The sequence below is a fragment of the Microbacterium sp. NPDC056569 genome, assembly GCF_042793475.1.
GTDB lineage: Bacteria > Actinomycetota > Actinomycetes > Actinomycetales > Microbacteriaceae > Microbacterium.
In genome coordinates, this window is record NZ_JBHTUV010000005.1 from 113,985 (window position 1) to 131,617 (window position 17,633).

The window sequence follows — 17,633 nt, forward strand, 5'->3', positions numbered from 1 at the left end:
CGAACCCAGACCTTCAACCGCCGCGTCCTCGCGCGGTCCGATAGAGGAGAAGTACAGGCATGGTGAACAGCACCGTCGAGAAGCTCAGCCCGACCCGGGTGAAGCTGCACATCACGGTCAGCCCCGACGAGCTCAAGCCGTCGATCAAGCACGCGTACGAGCACATCGCGCAGGACGTGCAGATCCCCGGCTTCCGCAAGGGCAAGGTGCCCGCGCCGATCATCGACCAGCGCATCGGCCGCGTCGCCGTGCTGGAGCACGCCGTCAGCGAAGGTCTCGACACCTTCTACCGCGAGGCCGCCGCCGCCCACGAGCTGCGCGTGCTGGGCCGTCCCTCGGCCGAGGTCACCGAGTGGCCGAACGAGAAGGACTTCTCGGGCGACCTCGAGGTCACCGTCGAGGTCGACGTGCGTCCCGACTTCGACCTGCCGTCGTTCGAGGGCACCACTGTCGAGGTCGACGCCGTCGAGGTCGACGAGGCCGCGATCGACGAGGAGCTCGACCGCCTCCGCAGCCGCTTCGGCACCCTCGTGACCGTCGACCGTCCGGCCGCGACCGGCGACTTCGTCGAGCTGGACCTCGTCGCCACCATCGACAGCGCCGAGATCGACCGCGCCGAGGGCGTCTCGTACGAGGTGGGCTCGGGCGAGCTCCTCGAGGGCATCGACGAGGCCATCGACTCGCTCACCGCCGGTGAGGACACCACCTTCCGCTCGAAGCTCGTCGGCGGCGACCACGCCGGCGAAGAGGCCGAGGTGTCGGTGACCGTCAAGGCCGTCAAGGAGCGCGAGCTTCCCGAGGCCGACGACGACTTCGCGCAGATCGCCAGCGAGTTCGACACCATCGCCGAGCTGCGCGACAGCCTCAAGGAGCGCGTCGGCCAGCAGGGCGCCTTCACGCAGGGCTCGGCTGCGCGCGACAAGCTGATCGAGACGCTGCTCGAGCAGGTCGAGATCCCGGTGCCGCCGCAGCTCATCGAGGACGAGGTTCACAACCACCTCGAGGGCGAGGGCCGCCTCGAGGACGACGTCCACCGCGCCGAGGTCGCCGAGGCCAGCGAGAAGCAGTTCAAGACGCAGATGCTGCTCGACAAGATCGCCGAGACCGTCAACGTGCAGGTCTCGCAGGACGAGCTCACGCAGTACCTCGTGCAGTCGGCCGCCCAGTACGGCATGGCTCCGCAGGACTTCGTCAACGCGCTGCAGGAGGGCAACCAGCTCCCCGCGATCATCGGCGAGGTCGCCCGCAACAAGGCCCTGGCCGTCGCGCTCGGCAAGGTCAACGTGGTCGACACGAACGGCAAGCCCGTCGACCTCAGCGGCTTCGTCGCCACCGAGGACGAGGAAGAGGTCGTCGAGGAGGCGGAGGAGATCGCGGATGCCGCGGCCGACGCCGACGCCGTGATCGAGGCCGAGGAGGCCGCGGCGGCTGAGAAGCCCGCCAAGAAGGCTCCCGCCCGCAAGCCCGCCGCGAAGAAGGCCGCCACCGAGGACGAGGCCGCCGCCGAGAAGGCTCCGGCCAAGAAGCCGGCCGCGAAGAAGGCGCCCGCCAAGAAGGCCGCCGACGCCGAGTGACACTCGTTTCGGCCGGCACCCGCGCGGTGACCGATTGACGGAAGAGGACGGATGCTGCAGCATCCGTCCTCTTCTGGCATGTGTCGCTCTGCCCAGGGCGAACACGGGCGGGTCGTTCGCGGGGCGCCGGTAGATTCGATGGCGACCCAAGGAAACAGGAGTACACATGGCCGAACCACTTGTCGCGACCAGCGTCTTCGACCGGCTGCTGAAGGACCGCATCATCTGGCTGGGGTCGGAGGTGCGTGACGACAACGCCAACGAGATCTGCGCGAAGATCCTGCTTCTCGCCGCCGAGGACTCCGAGAAGGACATCTACCTCTACATCAACTCGCCCGGCGGGTCGATCACCGCGGGCATGGCGATCTACGACACCATGCAGTTCGTGCCCAACGACATCGTGACCGTGGGCATCGGCATGGCCGCCTCGATGGGCCAGCTCCTGCTGACCGCGGGCACCAAGGGCAAGCGCTACATCACGCCCAACGCCCGCGTGCTCCTGCACCAGCCGCACGGTGGCTTCGGCGGCACCGCCAGCGACATCCAGACGCAGGCGCAGCTGATCCTCGACATGAAGAAGCGCCTCGCCGAGATCACGGCCAAGCAGACGGGCAAGTCGGTCGAGCAGATCAACGCCGACGGTGACCGCGATCGCTGGTTCGGCGCCGAGGAAGCACTGGAGTACGGCTTCGTCGACCACATCCGCGAATCCGCGACCGACGTCATCGGCGGCGGCGGCACCGCCACCGACAGCTGAGCCCGAAGGCGAAAGAGAGAGAACCCGGAATGCAGACCCCCACCTTCGGCGGCGCCGCGCTGGCGCCCCAGGGCCTCCAGATGCCCGGCAGCCGCTACATCCTGCCGCAGTTCGAGGAGCGCACCGCCTACGGCTACAAGCGCCAGGACCCCTACAACAAGCTGTTCGAGGACCGCGTCATCTTCCTGGGCGTCCAGGTCGACGACGCGTCGGCCGACGACGTCATGGCCCAGCTGCTGGTGCTCGAGTCGCAGGACCCCGACCGCGACATCATCATGTACATCAACTCGCCCGGCGGCTCGTTCACCGCGATGACGGCGATCTACGACACCATGCAGTACGTGTCGCCGCAGATCCAGACGGTCGTCCTCGGGCAGGCGGCTTCGGCCGCGGCGGTGCTTCTGGCGGCCGGCGCGCCCGGCAAGCGCCTGGCGCTGCCGAACGCGCGCATCCTGATCCACCAGCCTGCGATGGGTGAGGCCGGTCACGGTCAGGCGTCCGACATCGAGATCCAGGCGCAGGAGATCCTCCGCATGCGCACCTGGCTCGAGGAGACGCTCGCGAAGCACTCGAACAAGACGCAGGACGAGGTCAACAAGGACATCGACCGTGACAAGATCCTCTCTGCGGAGGAGGGGGTCGCGTACGGCCTCGTCGACCAGGTGCTCACCACGCGCAAGCGCGGCCAGCAGGCCCTGACGAAGTAGTCGATCCGCGGACGCACCGCGGAAAGACCGGCGCCCCGCCACCCGTTTTCCGGGCGGCGGGGCGCTTCCGCGTCCGGCGCCGGTTCTCTGTCCGCGAACCTCGGGTCATCCACAACGTGCGTCGCAATGCCGCCGCATGTCGGCCTCAGCTATTAGGCTCGGAGAACAGCTGGGGGGCTTCCGCCCCGACACACGAGGAGGAGCGGCATGGCACGCATCGGTGAGAGCGCCGACTTGTTCAAGTGCTCCTTCTGCGGCAAGAGCCAGAAGCAGGTCCAGCAGCTGATCGCCGGACCGGGCGTCTACATCTGCGACGAGTGCGTCGAGCTGTGCAACGAGATCATCGAAGAGCGCATGGCCGAGTCGTCGTCCGGCGTCGTCGCGGACTTCGATCTTCCGAAGCCCCGCGAGATCTTCGCGTTCCTCGAGGAGTACGTCGTCGGACAGACCGACGCCAAGCGCGCCCTCTCGGTCGCCGTCTACAACCATTACAAGCGCGTGCGCGCCCACGGCACGATCCAGTCGGCCGAACAGCGCGCCGACGAGATCGAGATCGCCAAGAGCAACATCCTGCTCCTCGGCCCGACGGGCTGCGGCAAGACCTACCTCGCGCAGACTCTCGCGAAGCGCCTCAACGTGCCGTTCGCCGTCGCCGACGCCACCGCCCTCACCGAGGCCGGCTACGTCGGCGAAGACGTCGAGAACATCCTCCTCAAGCTGCTGCAGGCCGCCGACTTCGACACGAAGCGCGCAGAGACCGGCATCATCTACATCGACGAGGTCGACAAGATCGCGCGCAAGGCGGAGAACCCGTCGATCACCCGCGACGTCTCGGGGGAGGGCGTCCAGCAGGCGCTGCTGAAGATCCTCGAGGGCACGGTCGCGTCGGTGCCGCCGCAGGGCGGTCGCAAGCATCCGCACCAGGAGTTCATCCAGATCGACACGACGAACGTCCTGTTCATCGTGGCCGGCGCCTTCGCCGGGCTGGAAGACATCATCTCCTCGCGCGTCGGCAAGCACGGCGTCGGCTTCGGCGCCTCGCTTCACCGCAAGGACGAGGATCTCAACCTGTTCGGCGACGTGCAGCCGGAGGACCTCCACAAGTTCGGTCTGATCCCCGAGTTCATCGGTCGCCTGCCGGTCGTCGCCTCGGTGTCGCCGCTGGACCGCGAGGCCCTCATGGAGATCCTCACCGAGCCGAAGAACGCGCTCGTGAAGCAGTATCACCGCATGTTCGAGCTCGACGGCGTCGCCCTCGAGTTCGACCGCGAGGCGCTCGAGGCGATCGCCGACCTGGCCGTGGCACGTAAGACCGGGGCACGAGGACTCCGCGCGATCCTCGAGGACGTGCTCGGTCCCATCATGTTCGAGATCCCCTCGACGGACGACGTCGACAAGGTCATCGTGACCCGTGCGGCCGTCGACGAGGGTGCGCCCCCGACGCTGGTGCTGCGGGAGAAGCGCAAGAGCGCCTGAGCCGGTCTCCACCGCCGCGGAAGGGGCAGGGCATGGGCGACGTCGCTCCGGACCTCGATGGCTTCTGCGGCGTCATCAGCGTGCGCCGCGGTGATGCGGTGCTCGGCGAGTGGGCCGTGGGACTCGCCGACCGCACCGCAGGCGCATCGAACACGCCGGAGACGCGCTTCGGGTTGGCCAGCGGTACGAAGACCTTCACGGCCCTCACCACGCTGTCCCTCGTCGGCGACGGCCTGCTCCAGCGGGGGACCCGCGCGCGCGAGGTCCTCGGGGAGGATCTGCCGCTCATCGCCGACGACGTCACCATCGATCACCTGCTGACCCACACATCGGGCATCGGCGACTATCTCGACGAAGAAGTCGACGCGCTGGCGCCCCTGAGCGTGCCCGTGCAGCAGCTCGACTCGACGTCCGCGTACCTGCCGATGCTCGACGGATACCCGACGAAGTTCCCCGCAGGACAACGCTTCTCCTACTGCAACGGCGGCTACGTGGTGCTCGCGATCATCGCAGAGCGCGTGTCGGGCACACCGTTCGCGGATCTCGTGCGCGAGCGCGTGTTCGCGCCGGCCGGAATGGCGGCGTCGGGCTTCCCGCGATCCGATCTGCTCCCGCCCGGCACGGCGACCGGCTACAAGGACGACGGTCGCACCAACGTGTTCGAACTGCCGGTCATCGGGTCGGGGGACGGGGGAGCGCACTCCACGGCCGGCGATCTCCACCGTTTCTGGCTCGCACTCCTGACCGGGCGCATCGTCGATCCCTCGCTCGTCGCGCTCCTCACCGAGCGGGTCACCGCCGACGCCGGCGACGGGCTCGGCTACGGCCGAGGGGTCTGGCTCGATGACGACGACCTCATCATCGCGGGCGGCGACCACGGCGTGGTCGCGGCGAGCCGGCATCACCCCTCGAGCTCGACCACCGTCACGGGGCTCGCGAACATCGAGGTGCCGACGTTCGCACGCGTCCGCGAGCTGATGCACGCCATCAAGGGCGGCGGTGTCGGAGGGGCCGAGTAGCTTCAGCCCCATGCCTCCTGTCCGTCCCTTCTCGATCCACGTGTCCGAGGCCGACCTCGCCGATCTGCGGGAGCGCCTCGATCGGTTCCGACCTCTCCCGGACTCACCGCGACGACCGACGTCGGGCATGAGCGCGGAGTATCTCGCCGAACTCGTCGAGTCGTGGCGGGCATGGGACTGGCGTGGGCGGGAGGAATGGCTCAACGCCCATCCACAGTTCCTCGCCGACATCGGCGACGCCACGATCCATTTCGCGCATCTTCGCTCGGCGCGCGCCGACGCACCGGCGCTTCTCGTGATGCACGGCTGGCCGCACACCTTCGCCCTGCAGCTCGACTTCGCCGATCTGCTTCCCGACTTCCATGTGGTGGTGCCGAGCTTCCCCGGCTTCGCGTACTCGCCGGTCTACGCCGACGGGCCCATGACGGAGACGCGGCTGGCCGCGACGATGCACGCCCTCATGACCGAAGTGCTGGGGTACGACACCTACCTGACGTACGGCGAAGATGTCTCCGCGAACGTCAACGACCTGATCGCCGGAAAATACCCTGGTGCGGTCACCGGCGTGCTGGTCACCCATTCGCACTTCCCCTCGATGCCCGAGCGCGCGACGCTGACCGCGCCGGACGAGGTCGCCTTCTTCGCCCGTCTCGAGCGGTGGGGCGGTGCGAACGGCGCCTACGGGCACATACAGGCGACGCGGCCCGACACGCTCGCCGTCGCGCTCAACGACTCGCCGGCGGGAGTGCTCGCCTGGCTGGCCGAGAAGCTCGTCGAGTGGAGTGACACGCCGCAGGGTGACCCGCGTGCTGTCGAAGGCCGGATCTCGCGCGAGCGCATCCTCACCGAGGCGATGATCTACTGGACCACCCAGTCGATCGGCACCTCGTTCCGTCCGTACTACGAAGGCGCGGACCAGCCCGACGCGATGCCTCCCGTCGTGGTCCCGGCATCCGTCCACATCCAGAGGCATGAAGGCGATTACCCGGAAACACTCGCCCGCGGCTTCTACCGCGACCTGCGCACGTTCGAGAGGCTCGACGCGGGCGGGCACTTCGCGATCGCCGAGGTGCCCGCCGCGATGGCCGAGCGGGTGCGCGCGTTCGCGCAGGAGCTCCAGCTGATCTGACGGTCTCCGACCACACACCGGACCCGCTCGGAGTGGCCCTTTCGGGCCATGCACGAATAGCCTGATCGGGCGACGCGCGGTCCGTGCCGCTGCGCCTTTACTCGGAGCATGTCAGCACTCGCCCCTTCCACCCTCGACCTCGAACCCACCTCGGCGCCCACTCGCTCAGCGCCGAGCGTCCCCACCTCGGGCGAACGGATCGGCACCGTCGCCATCGATCGTCGGCTGAACGGTCCACGCCGCTCCGCCAACGGCGGCTTCGCCGCCGGCTCCATCGCCCCGCACATCGACGCGGAGACGACCACCGTGGTCCTGCACCGACCGATTCCCCTCGGCCGTGAGCTGCCGGTCGTCGCAGACGGGACCGGTGGCGGACTGGTCTTCGACCGGCGACGACTTCTCGCACGGGCGCGCCCGGGTCGCCTCGTGGACGCGGCCGTGCCTGCGGCGCCGACCTATGACGAAGCACTCGCGGCGAGATCCCGCTACCCGCTCGCCGGCGTGCGACACGCTCTGGCCGATTGCGTCGTGTGCGGAACGCAGCGGGTGGACGGCATGCACGTCACGCCGGGACCGCTGGCCGGTGGCACGCGTCTCGCCGCGCCCTGGAGCGTCGACACGCGCGTCGCGCATGCGGGAGTCGCCGACTATCCCGCGGTGTGGGGTGCGCTCGACTGCCCGAGCTACCCCGCGCACGCGCTGGATCTGCGCATCCTGTGCCTGCTGGGGACCATCACGGGCCGCGTGGAACGCCGTCCGCGGGTCGGCGAGCATCTCGTGATCCACAGCTGGACCCGCGCGCAGCACGGTCGGCGCTACGAGACGTCCGTCGCGATGGTCGACGAGCGCGGTGGTGTGGTCGCGCGCGCGGATGCGACCTGGATCGCCCTGAGGCATCCACGGGCGACTGCCCTGATCGCCCGGCTGGGATAGCGCTCCACGGTGGGCGAGTCCGCAGCGCCGCACATCGGTATCGGCCACGGCCCGCCCCTGCCGGGCGGGACCCTGGCCCATACTGATGTCGTGCCCACCGTCCGTTACGTCTGGTCGGGCTCCGACGACGTCGCGTGGTCGGAGATCGGCTCCGGCGCGCCGCTGCTCATCGCGGGATGGTGGATGAGCCATCTCGAGCGCGACTGGGAGTACGCGCCCGTCCGCGCGTTCGTGGAGGAGATGGCGCGTCATCGTCGCGTCATCCGGACGGACCCGCCCGGAAGCGGGCTCTCACGGTCCCGCCCCGAGACTCCCGAGAGCCTCGAGCCCCACGTCGCGGCGATCAAGGCTGTGCTCGACGCGGCCGACGCACCGGACGCGACGCTGTTCGCAGGCTCGTCCGGGTGCGCGGTCGCGGTCGAGTTCGCGGCGCGGCATCCGGATCGCGTGCGGCGTCTCGTCCTGTCCGGCGCGTACCTCGACGGCTCCTCGATCGCCTCGCCTGCCGACCGTGCGACCCTGGTCGAGCTGGTACGCCGCAGCTGGGGAGTCGGCTACCGAGTGATGGCCGACATCTTCTACCCCGACGCCACGGCCGAGCAGCGGCGCGCGTACGCCCGCCACCAGCGTTCGACGGCCACGGCTGACGCCGCGGCTGCGGGGCTTCGCGCGGTGTACTCCTTCGATGCTCGCGCGGCAGCCTCCCGCGTGCGCGCGCCCACCCTCGTGCTGCACCGGAGGGGAGATCGGGCCGTACCTCTGGCGCTCGGTGCCGCCGCCGCGGCCGCGATCCCCGGTGCGCGGCTGGAAGTGCTCGACGGCTCCGCTCATCACCCGTGGCACGGCGACGCCGCCGGCTTCCTGCGCCGGGCGCTCGCGTTCGACGGCGTCATCGACCCGCTCCCCGTTGGACTCGCGCCCGACGCGCGAGAGCCGGAGACGGGGCCGGACCGCGCGGCGTCGCCGATCTCGGCCAGGGAGCGAGAGGTGCTCGTGCTCATCGCCCAGGGCAAGACGGATGCGCAGATCGCGGCGGAACTCTTCCTGAGCGTCCACACCGTGCATCGGCACGTCGCCAACGCCCGGACGAAGCTCGGAGTGCCGACGCGCGCGGCTGCGGCGGCATGGGCGGTCGCCCACGCCGCCGGCGCCTAGCGCCTATCCGGCGAGACCGCGCCGCTCGAGGAGCGGCTGGATCTCGGCATCCCGCCCGCGGAAATCGCGGTAGGCCTCGAGCGGGTCCTTCGAGCCCCCGACGCCCAGGAGGCGCCCGCGGAAGCGGTCGCCGTTCTCGCGCCGCAGTCCGCCGTTCTCGCGGAACCACTCCACGGTGTCGGCGTCGAGCACCTCGCTCCAGATGTACGAGTAGTAGCCCGCGCTGTACCCGCCCGAGAACACGTGGGCGAAGTACGTCGACGAGTAGCGCGTCGGCACGACGGGGTTGTCGAGGCCGATGTCGGCGAGGGCGGCCGCCTCGAAATCCGCGACATCGATCTCGGCCGCGGCCTCCTCGACCGACAGGGAGTGCCACGCCTGGTCGAGCCAGGCGGCGGCGAGGTACTCGCTGGTCGCGAAGCCCTGGTTGAACGCCTCGGACGCGTGCAGCTTCTCCACGATCTCGGCGGGCAGCGGCTCATCGGTGTCGATGTGGCGGGCGTACGAGGCCAGGATCTCGGGCCAGTAGATCCACATCTCGTTGACCTGGCTCGGGAACTCGACGAAGTCGCGGTAGACGTTGGTCCCGGCGAAGTGCGGGTAGGTGACGGTCGCGAACAGGCCGTGCAGCGCGTGGCCGAACTCGTGGAACAGCGTGGTCACCTCGTCGAGGCTGAGCAGCGTCGGTCGCCCCTCGGCCGGCTTCGGCACGTTGAGGTTGTTGACCACGATGGGCTGCGTGCCGCGCAGGCGCGACTGCAGCACGATCGAGTTCATCCAGGCCCCGCCGCGCTTCGTGTCGCGCGTGTAGAGATCGAGGATGTACAGCCCGAGCGTCGAGCCGTCGGCGTTGTGGATCTCGAAGACGCGCGTGTCGGGGTGGTAGCCGCCGAGGTCGGAGCGCTCGGCGAACGTGATGCCGTAGAGGTCGGTCGCCGCCCGGAACACGCCGTCCTGGAGCACGCGCTCCGCCTCGAACCAGGGCCGCAGCGCGGCGCGGTCGAGGTCGTACTCGGCGGCGCGCACCCTCTCCGTGTAGAAGGCCCAGTCGTGCGCCTCGAGCGCGAACGGACCGGGGGCGGCGTCGATGATCGCCTGCAGCTTCTCCTGTTCCCGGCGCGCGTTGCGCGCTGCCGGCGCGGCGAGCCGGCGCAGCAGGTCGTGGACGGCCGCAGGCGAGCCGGCGGTCTGGTCCGACGTGATGTATGCCGCGTGCGAGTCGTAGCCGAGCAGAGCGGCTCGTTCGGCGCGCAGTCGCACGATCTCGATCAGCGTGGCGCGATTGTCGTTGTCGTTGCCCCGCGCGCCGCGGGAACGGGATGCTGCGAGCAGGCGCGCGCGGGAATCCCGGTCGGTGAGACTCGAGAGGTAGGGGTGGCCGGTGAAGAGGGTCAGCGTGACCACCCACTTGCCGTCGAGCCCGCGATCCGCGGCGGCCTGCGCCGCCGCGGAGAGCTCGCCCTCGGACAGCCCGTCGAGCTCGGACGCGTCATCGAAGACGATCGCCAGATCGTTGGTGTCGGCGAGGAGGCTCTTCTCGAACTGTGTCGTGAGGGTCGACAGCCGTTGATTGAGCTCGGTGAGCCGCTTCTTCGCCTCGTCGTCGAGTCCCGCGCCCGCGTGGGCCATCTCGGTGTGGTGTCGCTCCACGAGGTAGCGCTGCTCGGGCGTCACATCGAGCTCGTCCAGCTGGTCGTGGATCGTCTTGATGCGCCAGAACAGCGCGGAGTCCAGCTGGATCGAGTCCTGGTGCGCCGACATGAGGGGGGCGAGCTCCTCCTCGATCGCCTGGATCTCGGGCGTCGCGTCGGCGGAAGACACCGTGTAGAACGTGCGGGCCACGTCGCCCAGGAGTCGTCCGCTCTCCTCCAGCGGCACCAGGGTGTTCTCGAAGGTGGGCATCGACCGGACCCGCGTGATCGCCGACACCTCGGCGGTGTGGGCGGCGAAGGCCTGCTCGAACGCCGGCAGGTAGTGCTCGGGGCGGATCGCGGCATAGTCGGGAAGCCCGTACGGCAGCGTGCTGGGGGACAGGAGCGGGTTGTCGTTCGACATGGCGTCCAGCCTAGTCACGGGATCGCGCCATGCCGAGATCTGTTTGCAAACAAGACATTGCAAAGAAATACTTGCAAAGAAGTGTTTGCATCGCTACTCTGGGGACATGTCAGAGAACGAGGCGAACGAGCAGGCCGATGCCGCCGCCCGCACGGAGCAGCGCCACAACGAGGATCGCGTCCTCGATTCGGGCGCACTCCGGGCCCTCGCACACCCGCTGCGCGTGAAGATCTACGACATCCTCAGCCAGTACGGTCCGCAGACGGCGAGCTCGCTCGCCGAGCGGCTGGGGGAGTCGAGCGGGTCGACCAGCTATCACCTCCGGGCGCTCGCCAAGCACGACCTGATCCGTGAGGCCACCGACCGCGGCACAGGCCGCGAGCGGTGGTGGGAGCGTCCGGTCGGCGGCGTCTCGTTCGCCAACCCCGACGCCATGACGACGCCGGCTGGCCGCGCGGCCACACAGGTGGTCATGAACGAGTTCCTGCGCAACCGCAACGACCAGCTGCTCGACTTCCTCAACCGGGGGATCGGCGGCGAGGACGAGAAGTGGCAGGAGGGGACGCTCATCTCGACCGCCACCGCGCGCCTCACGCCGGAGCAGAGCAAGGATCTGGCGCTGAAGATCATGGCGCTCATCGACGAGACCGTCGACAACTACCGCAATCAGACCGGCGAGAACGTCCGGCCCGTCACCATCCGGGCCGACCTGTTCCCGCTCCCGCAACTAGGAGGACAGTCATGACCGCCATCACGGCAGACGAACTCGCAGCACGTGGGTTCCGGGCATCCGCCACCCGATTCGACCGCGCGCTGCTGCGCGCGGCATCCGCTCTCGACGCGTACGTGGTCGCACGCGTCGAGAAGCGTGACGACGCTCGGGAGCGTCGCGCACTGGCCGCACAGGCCGCCGCGAGCGGTGCCCGGCGCGAAGCCGAGGCGCGCGCCGCGATGGGAATGCTCCCGCGATGAGCGAGAGCGTCGACACGGCTGAGCGGACCGGATCGCCGGCCGAGCGGGCACGCAGGGTCCCGCTCGGCCGCGATTTCGGCAAACTGTGGACCGCGGCCGCCTTCAGCAACCTCGCCGACGGCCTGGGGAGGGTGGCGGTGCCGCTCATCGCCACCACACTCACCCGCGATCCGCTCGCGATCGCGGCGATCGGGGCACTGGCGTTCCTGCCGTGGCTCGTCTTCGGGCTGCCGGCGGGCATGATCGTCGACAGGTTCGACCGCCGGTGGATCATGGCGGTCGCGAACGGCATCCGCGGACTCGCCGCCGTCGGGCTCGCCGTGCTCACCGTCACCGGGGCGCTCGACATCTGGTGGCTGTTCGCCGGCGTTCTGGTGTTCGGGCTCGGCGAGACGCTCTTCGACAACGCGACGAACGCGATCGTGCCGAGCATCGTGAAGCGCCCTGCGCTCGACCGCGCGAACGGCTGGCTGCAGGCCGCGCAGATCACCATCGACAGCTTCATCTCGTCGCCGATCGGCGGCGTGCTGTTCGCGATCTCGCTCGCACTGCCGCTCTGGGTGGGTGCCGCGGGCTACCTGATCCCCATCGTGCTGGCGGTGATGCTTCCGCTGTCGGCAGCGCGCCCGTTGCACGATGCTCCGGTGGCGGCCGTACGCGCGGAAGCCGCGGTCGCCGCCGGCGATCCGCTGGCAGCCGCCGAGGAGGCGGCGCAGGCGGATGCTGCGGCCCCTGTCCGTCCGAACGTCTCGGCCCGCGACGCCTTCGTGTACCTCTGGAACCACCGGTTCCTGCGCTCGATGGTGATCTTCACCTCGATCGTCGGCTCCGCCTTCGCGTTCGCTCAGGCGCCCGTCTACCTGTACTTCCTCGACGTCCAGCATGTCCCGGCCGCCGCGATCGGCGTGGTCACCGCCGGGATCGGGCTCGGCGGGCTCGCCGGCTCGCTCGTCGCGTCGCCGCTCGTCGCGAGGTTCGGCCGGGGCGCGGTCATGCTCGGTGCCAACGTCGTCGCCGCGGTCAGCCTCGCCGCCGTCTGGGCGGCGCCCGAGGCCATCACCGGCACGATCGCGTACGGCTTGATGGCCGCAGCGGTCTCGGTCTGGAACGTGCCGTGGGGCGCGCTGCGGCAGCTGATCGTGCCGGGGCACATCTTCGGCCGAGTGCTCGGCATCAGCCGCACCTTCACGTGGGGCATCTTCCCGTTCGCGACGCTCCTCGGCGGCTGGGTCGCCCGCGTCGACCTGCGGCTGCCGTTCCTCATCGCCGCAGGCGTGACGCTTGTCGCGACCCTGTTCGCCGTGCGACTGCTCCTCTCGGCGTCCACGCACGACGCGCCGGAGGAGTGAGCGTCCGAGGCTTACGCGAACCCGTCGTCCGGGTCATGCCGGACGACGGGTTCGCCCTCGGCATCCAGCGACACGATGACCCCGGTGTCGAGCTCGGCGATCGGCTTGCCCTCGAGCCAGGTGAGAGTCCACCGCGGACGAGGCTGACCGAGCTGGTCGCCGGGAATGGTGTCGTCGACGGAGCGGATGCCGCGTACCAGCGCCTCCGGCACGGCCTTCGGCGGTACGTCGCCCGAGGTCCAGCGGGTTCCGAGTTGCATGTCACGCCTCCTGGGGAGCGAGTTCGACGCTGTCGATGACGAGCTCGTTCGACCCGTCGAGCAGCTCGAGCTTCTCGATCCGGCCGACGGCGCGAAGGTCGCCCTCCGCGAGCCGCAGGTTGGCGATCGTGCGGTCGTCGGCGCGGACGGTGAGCGAGGCGACCGGCGTCTTCTGGGAGGCCTTGGCCTCGGTCTTGGCACGGCGGATGCCGATCAGCGCCTCACTCACGGCGACGAGCACGGCGGGGTCGCCCCACTCCTCGTCGGGCGCCACCGGCCAGCCGGCCGTGTGCACCGAGCCGTCGTTGAACCACGACCACGCCTCCTCGGTCGCGAACGCGAGCACGGGAGCCAGAAGCCGCAGCAGCGCCGACATCGCCAGGCGCAGCGCGAGTGCGGCGGAGGCCTGACCCGCGTCGGTCTGGTTGTAGGCGCGCTCCTTGACGAGCTCGAGGTAGTCGTCGCAGAACGTCCAGAAGAACGACTCCGTGACCTCCAGCGCCCGGGCGTGGTCATAGTTGTCGAGGGCCTTCGTGGCGTCGCGCACCACGCCGTGGAGGGTGGCGAGCATCGACGCGTCGAGCGCGTGGGTCACCTCGGCGCCCTCGGGCACGGGGAACGACAGCACGAACTTCGCCGCGTTGAGCACCTTGATGGCGAGGCGGCGGCCGATCTTCACCTGCGTCGGATTCTGCGGGTCGAACGCGGCGTCGGTGCCGAGGCGGCTCGACGCCGCCCAGTACCGCACCGCGTCGGAGCCGTGCTGCGAGAGGATGTCGGCGGGCGTGACGACGTTGCCCTTCGACTTCGACATCTTCTTGCGGTCGGGGTCGACGATGAAGCCCGAGATCGCAGCATCCGTCCACGGTGCGCGGTCGTCCTCGAGGGCGCTGCGCAGCAGCGTCGAGAAGAGCCACGTGCGGATGATGTCCTGACCCTGCGGGCGGAGATCGAACGGAGCGACGAGGCTCCACAGCTCCGGGTCGCGCTCCCACCCGCCGGCCAGCTGCGGCGTGAGAGACGAGGTCGCCCACGTGTCGAAGATGTCGTTCTCACCGTCGAATCCGCCGGGCACGCCGCGCTGGTCGGCGGTGTAGCCGGGCGGCACGTCGGTCGACGGGTCGATCGGCAGCGAGGCGTGGTCGGGCGTGAGCACGCGGTCGTAATCCCGCTCGCCGTTCTCGTCGAGCGCGTACCAGACCGGGATGGGCACGCCGAAGAAGCGCTGGCGCGAGATCAGCCAGTCACCGGTCAGGCCGTTGGTCCAGTTCTCGAACCGCACGCGCATGAAATCGGGGTGCCACGACATCTCCTTGCCGAGCGAGATGAGCTTGTCGCGGAGCGCCTCGTCGCGGGCGCCGTTGCGGATGTACCACTGGCGCGTCGAGACGATCTCCATCGGGCGATCGCCCTTCTCGTAGAACTTCACGACGTGCGTGAACGGCTTCGGGTCGCCGATCAGCTCGCCGGAGTCCTGCAGCAGCTCGACGACGCGCTTCTTGGCGCTGAACACCGTCTTGCCCGCCAGCTCGGCGTAGGCCGCCTTGCCGGCATCGCTCGCGATCGCCTCGGGCGCCTCGGGGATGACGCGTCCGTCGAGGCCCAGGACGGTGCGGTTGGGGAGGTCGAGCTCGCGCCACCAGATGATGTCGGTGACGTCGCCGAAGGTGCAGATCATCGCGATGCCCGAGCCCTTGTCGGGCTGCGCGAGGGGATGCGCGAGGATCGGGACCTCGACCTCGAACAGGGGCGTGCGCACCGTGGTGCCGAAGAGCGGCTGGTAGCGATCGTCGTCGGGGTGCGCCACGAGGGCGACGCAGGCCGGCAGCAGCTCGGGGCGCGTCGTCTCGATGTGGACGTCGCCGGCGCCGTCGGTGCGGTGGAACGCCACGCGATGGTACGCCGCGGGCTGGTCGCGCTCCTCGAGCTCAGCCTGCGCGATCGCGGTGCGGAAGTCGATGTCCCACATGGTGGGGGCGAGGTCCTGGTACGCCTCGCCGCGCTCCAGGTTCCGCAGGAAGGCGCGCTGACTGGTGCGGATCGTGTCGTCCGAGATGGTGCGGTAGGTCTGCGTCCAGTCGACGCTCAGACCCAGCTGGCGGAAGAGGGACTCGAAGTGCTTCTCATCCTCGACCGTGAGCTTCTCGCACAGCTCGATGAAGTTGCGGCGGCTGACGGGCACCTGGTCGGCGGCACGGCTCGACTTGTTGTCGCCGCCCTCGAACGGCGGCGTGAAGTCGGCGTCGTACGGCAGCGACGGGTCGCAGCGCACGCCGTAGTAGTTCTGCACGCGGCGCTCGGTCGGAAGGCCGTTGTCGTCCCAGCCCATGGGGTAGAACACCGTCTTGCCGCGCATGCGCTCGTAGCGCACCTTGAGGTCGGTGTGCGTGAACGAGAAGACGTGCCCGATGTGCAGACTCCCGGAGGCGGTCGGCGGGGGAGTGTCCACCGAGTAGACGCCCTCGCGGCCGACCTCGACGGCACGGGCGCGGTCGAACAGGTACGTTCCCTGCCCGGACCACGCCGCATCCCACTTCTCCTCGAGGCCCTCCAGCGCGGGCTTGTCCGGAATCTGACCCTCTGCGGGGCGGGCGTCGGTCATGGCGTCTCCTCGAGCGATATGTGCGGCACTGTGTGAGCGTGCCTGAGTGTGGGATGTCGCTCGATTCTACCCGGGTGCGCACGCACCTCGGAAAGCGAGCGGATGCCGGGGCCCCCGGCATCCGCTCGCTCTGCACTCTCTGTGGACTCAGACGTTCGCGGACTGGATGGCGAACTCGGGCTCGGCGCCGGCCCCCGGGTCGGTGGCCAGCTCCGGCTCCGCATGCCGCCGTGACGCGACCCACGCCGAGAACAGCGTGATGACGGACATGAGCGCCAGGATCACGCCGGGGTGCCACCAGGCGTAGCCGGTCGCCTCGCCGAGCGTGAGGGTGAGGTACGGCACGAAGCCGCTGATGGTCGCAGCGAGTGCGTAGGCGAAGGACAGGGCCGAATACCGGAAGGCGTCGGGGAAGAGGTCATTCATGAGACCGCCCAGCGCCGCCCACGCCATCGTCGGAAGTATTCCGCCGACGAGCATCGTCGCGACGAGGATCGGGAAGGTCGCGAACTGGAGCAGGAAGTACATCGGGAACGTGATGAGGAGGGTGCCGAGCGCTCCCCACACGACGACGTTCGCGGAGCCGACCCGGCTCGCCCACGCACCGAACAGCGGGATGGTGACGAGCTGCAGGAGCCCGCCGACGGTCGTCGCGACGAGGAGATCCTGGACGCTGAACCCGAGCTGCTCGACGCCGTAGTTGACGGTGTAGGTGTTCATGAGCGAGTACGACCCGATGCCCAGGAGGGCGGCTCCGATCGCGATCGCCATCGCGCCCGGGCGCTTCGCGAACATCGTGAGGAACGGCACCCGGTCGCGACGCCCCTCGGCGACGACGCTCTCGAACACCGGCGTCTCGGTGATGGACCACCGCAGATACAGCGAGACGAGCAGGAGCGGGATCGCGAGGAGGAACGGGATGCGCCACCCCCACGCGGCGATCTGCTCGGCAGGCAGTACCGCGGTCAGCACGATGAACACGGTCGCGGAGAGGATCGAGCCGACCGGGGAGCCGAGCTGGGGGACTGCGGCGTAGAACGCGCGCTTGGCGGGGCCGGAGTTCTCGGTCGCGATGAGGATCGAGCCGCCCCACTCGCCGCCGAGCGACAGGCCCTGGACGATGCGGAGCACGATCAGCAGGACCGCGCCGAGCCACCCCGCCTGCGCATAGGTCGGCAGCAGGCCGATGAGCCCGGTCGCGACGCCCATGAGTGCCACCGTCCACAGCAGGGTCGCCCGGCGGCCGAGCCGGTCGCCCATGTAGCCGAAGATCACGGCACCGATCGGGCGGACGACGAAGGCGAGCGCGATCGTGAGGAACGCGGCGCTGGTCGCGCCGAACTGCCCCAGGGGATCGAAGAACAGCGGGCCGACGAAGAACGCCGAGAAGTACGCGAAGAGGTAGAAGTCGAAGGACTCGAGCGAGGTGCCCACCATCGACGCCCACGCGACGCGACGGGTCGGGGCGGTCTGGCGGGCGAGAGCGGGACGGGGTGCTGCTGCGGTCACGGGAGTTGATCTTGGCACGAGTCCAGAAACCCCTGGGACGCCCGTCGCATTCCCTCTTGCACAGCCACGGTAGAATCGTCGGACCAGCGCGGATCCGGCCATCACCGGGGAGCTCTCGGAAGAACAGGAAGCCACG

Annotated in this window: 15 protein-coding genes; 11 read left to right on the forward strand and 4 right to left on the reverse strand. The window is 69.6% G+C overall.

The features are described 5' to 3' along the window. Positions 1 to 59: 59 nt before the first annotated feature. The 8 genes from tig to ACFQ7C_RS07995 all read left to right on the forward strand — a co-directional run bounded on the left by tig (position 60) and on the right by ACFQ7C_RS07995 (position 8,750). Positions 60 to 1,574: a trigger factor gene (tig, locus tag ACFQ7C_RS07960; protein WP_378898968.1), complete on the forward strand. Its 1,515-nt coding sequence runs from the start codon at positions 60 to 62 to the stop codon at positions 1,572 to 1,574. A gap of 166 nt (positions 1,575 to 1,740) precedes the next feature. Continuing rightward, a complete protein-coding gene (locus ACFQ7C_RS07965; protein ID WP_376006484.1) occupies positions 1,741 to 2,331 on the forward strand; it encodes an ATP-dependent Clp protease proteolytic subunit in 591 nt (196 codons plus the stop codon). 29 nt (positions 2,332 to 2,360) lie between these two features. Then, on the forward strand, positions 2,361 to 3,038 hold the full coding sequence (locus tag ACFQ7C_RS07970) for an ATP-dependent Clp protease proteolytic subunit (protein ID WP_378898969.1): 678 nt from the start codon (positions 2,361 to 2,363) through the stop codon (positions 3,036 to 3,038). 207 nt (positions 3,039 to 3,245) lie between these two features. Beyond that, a complete protein-coding gene (clpX, locus tag ACFQ7C_RS07975) occupies positions 3,246 to 4,514 on the forward strand; it encodes an ATP-dependent Clp protease ATP-binding subunit ClpX (RefSeq protein WP_374974493.1) in 1,269 nt (422 codons plus the stop codon). 32 nt (positions 4,515 to 4,546) lie between these two features. Beyond that, the gene (locus tag ACFQ7C_RS07980; protein WP_378898970.1) at positions 4,547 to 5,533 is read left to right on the forward strand and encodes a serine hydrolase domain-containing protein; all 987 of its coding nucleotides are present in this window, start codon (positions 4,547 to 4,549) and stop codon (positions 5,531 to 5,533) included. A gap of 10 nt (positions 5,534 to 5,543) precedes the next feature. Continuing rightward, a complete protein-coding gene (locus tag ACFQ7C_RS07985) occupies positions 5,544 to 6,662 on the forward strand; it encodes an epoxide hydrolase family protein (RefSeq protein WP_378898971.1) in 1,119 nt (372 codons plus the stop codon). A gap of 108 nt (positions 6,663 to 6,770) precedes the next feature. Next, positions 6,771 to 7,595 carry a hypothetical protein gene (locus tag ACFQ7C_RS07990; RefSeq protein ID WP_378898972.1) on the forward strand — a complete coding sequence of 275 codons (825 nt, stop codon included), beginning with the start codon at positions 6,771 to 6,773 and terminating at the stop codon, positions 7,593 to 7,595. Positions 7,596 to 7,685: 90 nt separating this feature from the next. Then, on the forward strand, positions 7,686 to 8,750 hold the full coding sequence (locus ACFQ7C_RS07995; RefSeq protein WP_378898973.1) for an alpha/beta fold hydrolase: 1,065 nt from the start codon (positions 7,686 to 7,688) through the stop codon (positions 8,748 to 8,750). Between the two features lie 3 nt (positions 8,751 to 8,753). Here the strand turns inward: ACFQ7C_RS07995 and ACFQ7C_RS08000 are convergent, their stop codons facing one another. Next, positions 8,754 to 10,805 carry a M3 family metallopeptidase gene (locus ACFQ7C_RS08000; RefSeq protein ID WP_378898974.1) on the reverse strand — a complete coding sequence of 684 codons (2,052 nt, stop codon included), beginning with the start codon at positions 10,803 to 10,805 and terminating at the stop codon, positions 8,754 to 8,756. Between the two features lie 106 nt (positions 10,806 to 10,911). Between ACFQ7C_RS08000 and ACFQ7C_RS08005 the strand changes: the two genes are divergently transcribed. The 3 genes from ACFQ7C_RS08005 to ACFQ7C_RS08015 are packed head-to-tail and all read left to right on the forward strand — an operon-like array spanning position 10,912 to position 13,126. Further along, positions 10,912 to 11,550, forward strand: coding sequence for an ArsR/SmtB family transcription factor (locus ACFQ7C_RS08005; protein ID WP_378898975.1), 639 nt, complete (start codon positions 10,912 to 10,914; stop codon positions 11,548 to 11,550). Beyond that, positions 11,547 to 11,777: a hypothetical protein gene (locus ACFQ7C_RS08010; RefSeq protein WP_378898976.1), complete on the forward strand. Its 231-nt coding sequence runs from the start codon at positions 11,547 to 11,549 to the stop codon at positions 11,775 to 11,777. The genes ACFQ7C_RS08005 and ACFQ7C_RS08010 overlap by 4 nt, the downstream gene beginning before the upstream one ends. Beyond that, positions 11,774 to 13,126, forward strand: a complete 1,353-nt coding sequence (locus tag ACFQ7C_RS08015) for an MFS transporter (RefSeq protein WP_378898977.1) — start codon at positions 11,774 to 11,776, stop codon at positions 13,124 to 13,126. Before ACFQ7C_RS08010 ends, ACFQ7C_RS08015 begins: the two co-directional genes overlap by 4 nt. Positions 13,127 to 13,137: 11 nt before the next feature. Here the strand turns inward: ACFQ7C_RS08015 and ACFQ7C_RS08020 are convergent, their stop codons facing one another. From ACFQ7C_RS08020 to ACFQ7C_RS08030, 3 genes are all read right to left on the reverse strand, one after another. After that, on the reverse strand, positions 13,138 to 13,386 hold the full coding sequence (locus ACFQ7C_RS08020) for a hypothetical protein (RefSeq protein ID WP_378898978.1): 249 nt from the start codon (positions 13,384 to 13,386) through the stop codon (positions 13,138 to 13,140). A gap of 1 nt (position 13,387) precedes the next feature. Then, a complete protein-coding gene (valS, locus tag ACFQ7C_RS08025) occupies positions 13,388 to 15,988 on the reverse strand; it encodes a valine--tRNA ligase (protein ID WP_378898979.1) in 2,601 nt (866 codons plus the stop codon). Between the two features lie 147 nt (positions 15,989 to 16,135). Beyond that, positions 16,136 to 17,497: an MFS transporter gene (locus ACFQ7C_RS08030; RefSeq protein WP_378898980.1), complete on the reverse strand. Its 1,362-nt coding sequence runs from the start codon at positions 17,495 to 17,497 to the stop codon at positions 16,136 to 16,138. Between the last annotated feature and the right edge of the window lie 136 nt (positions 17,498 to 17,633).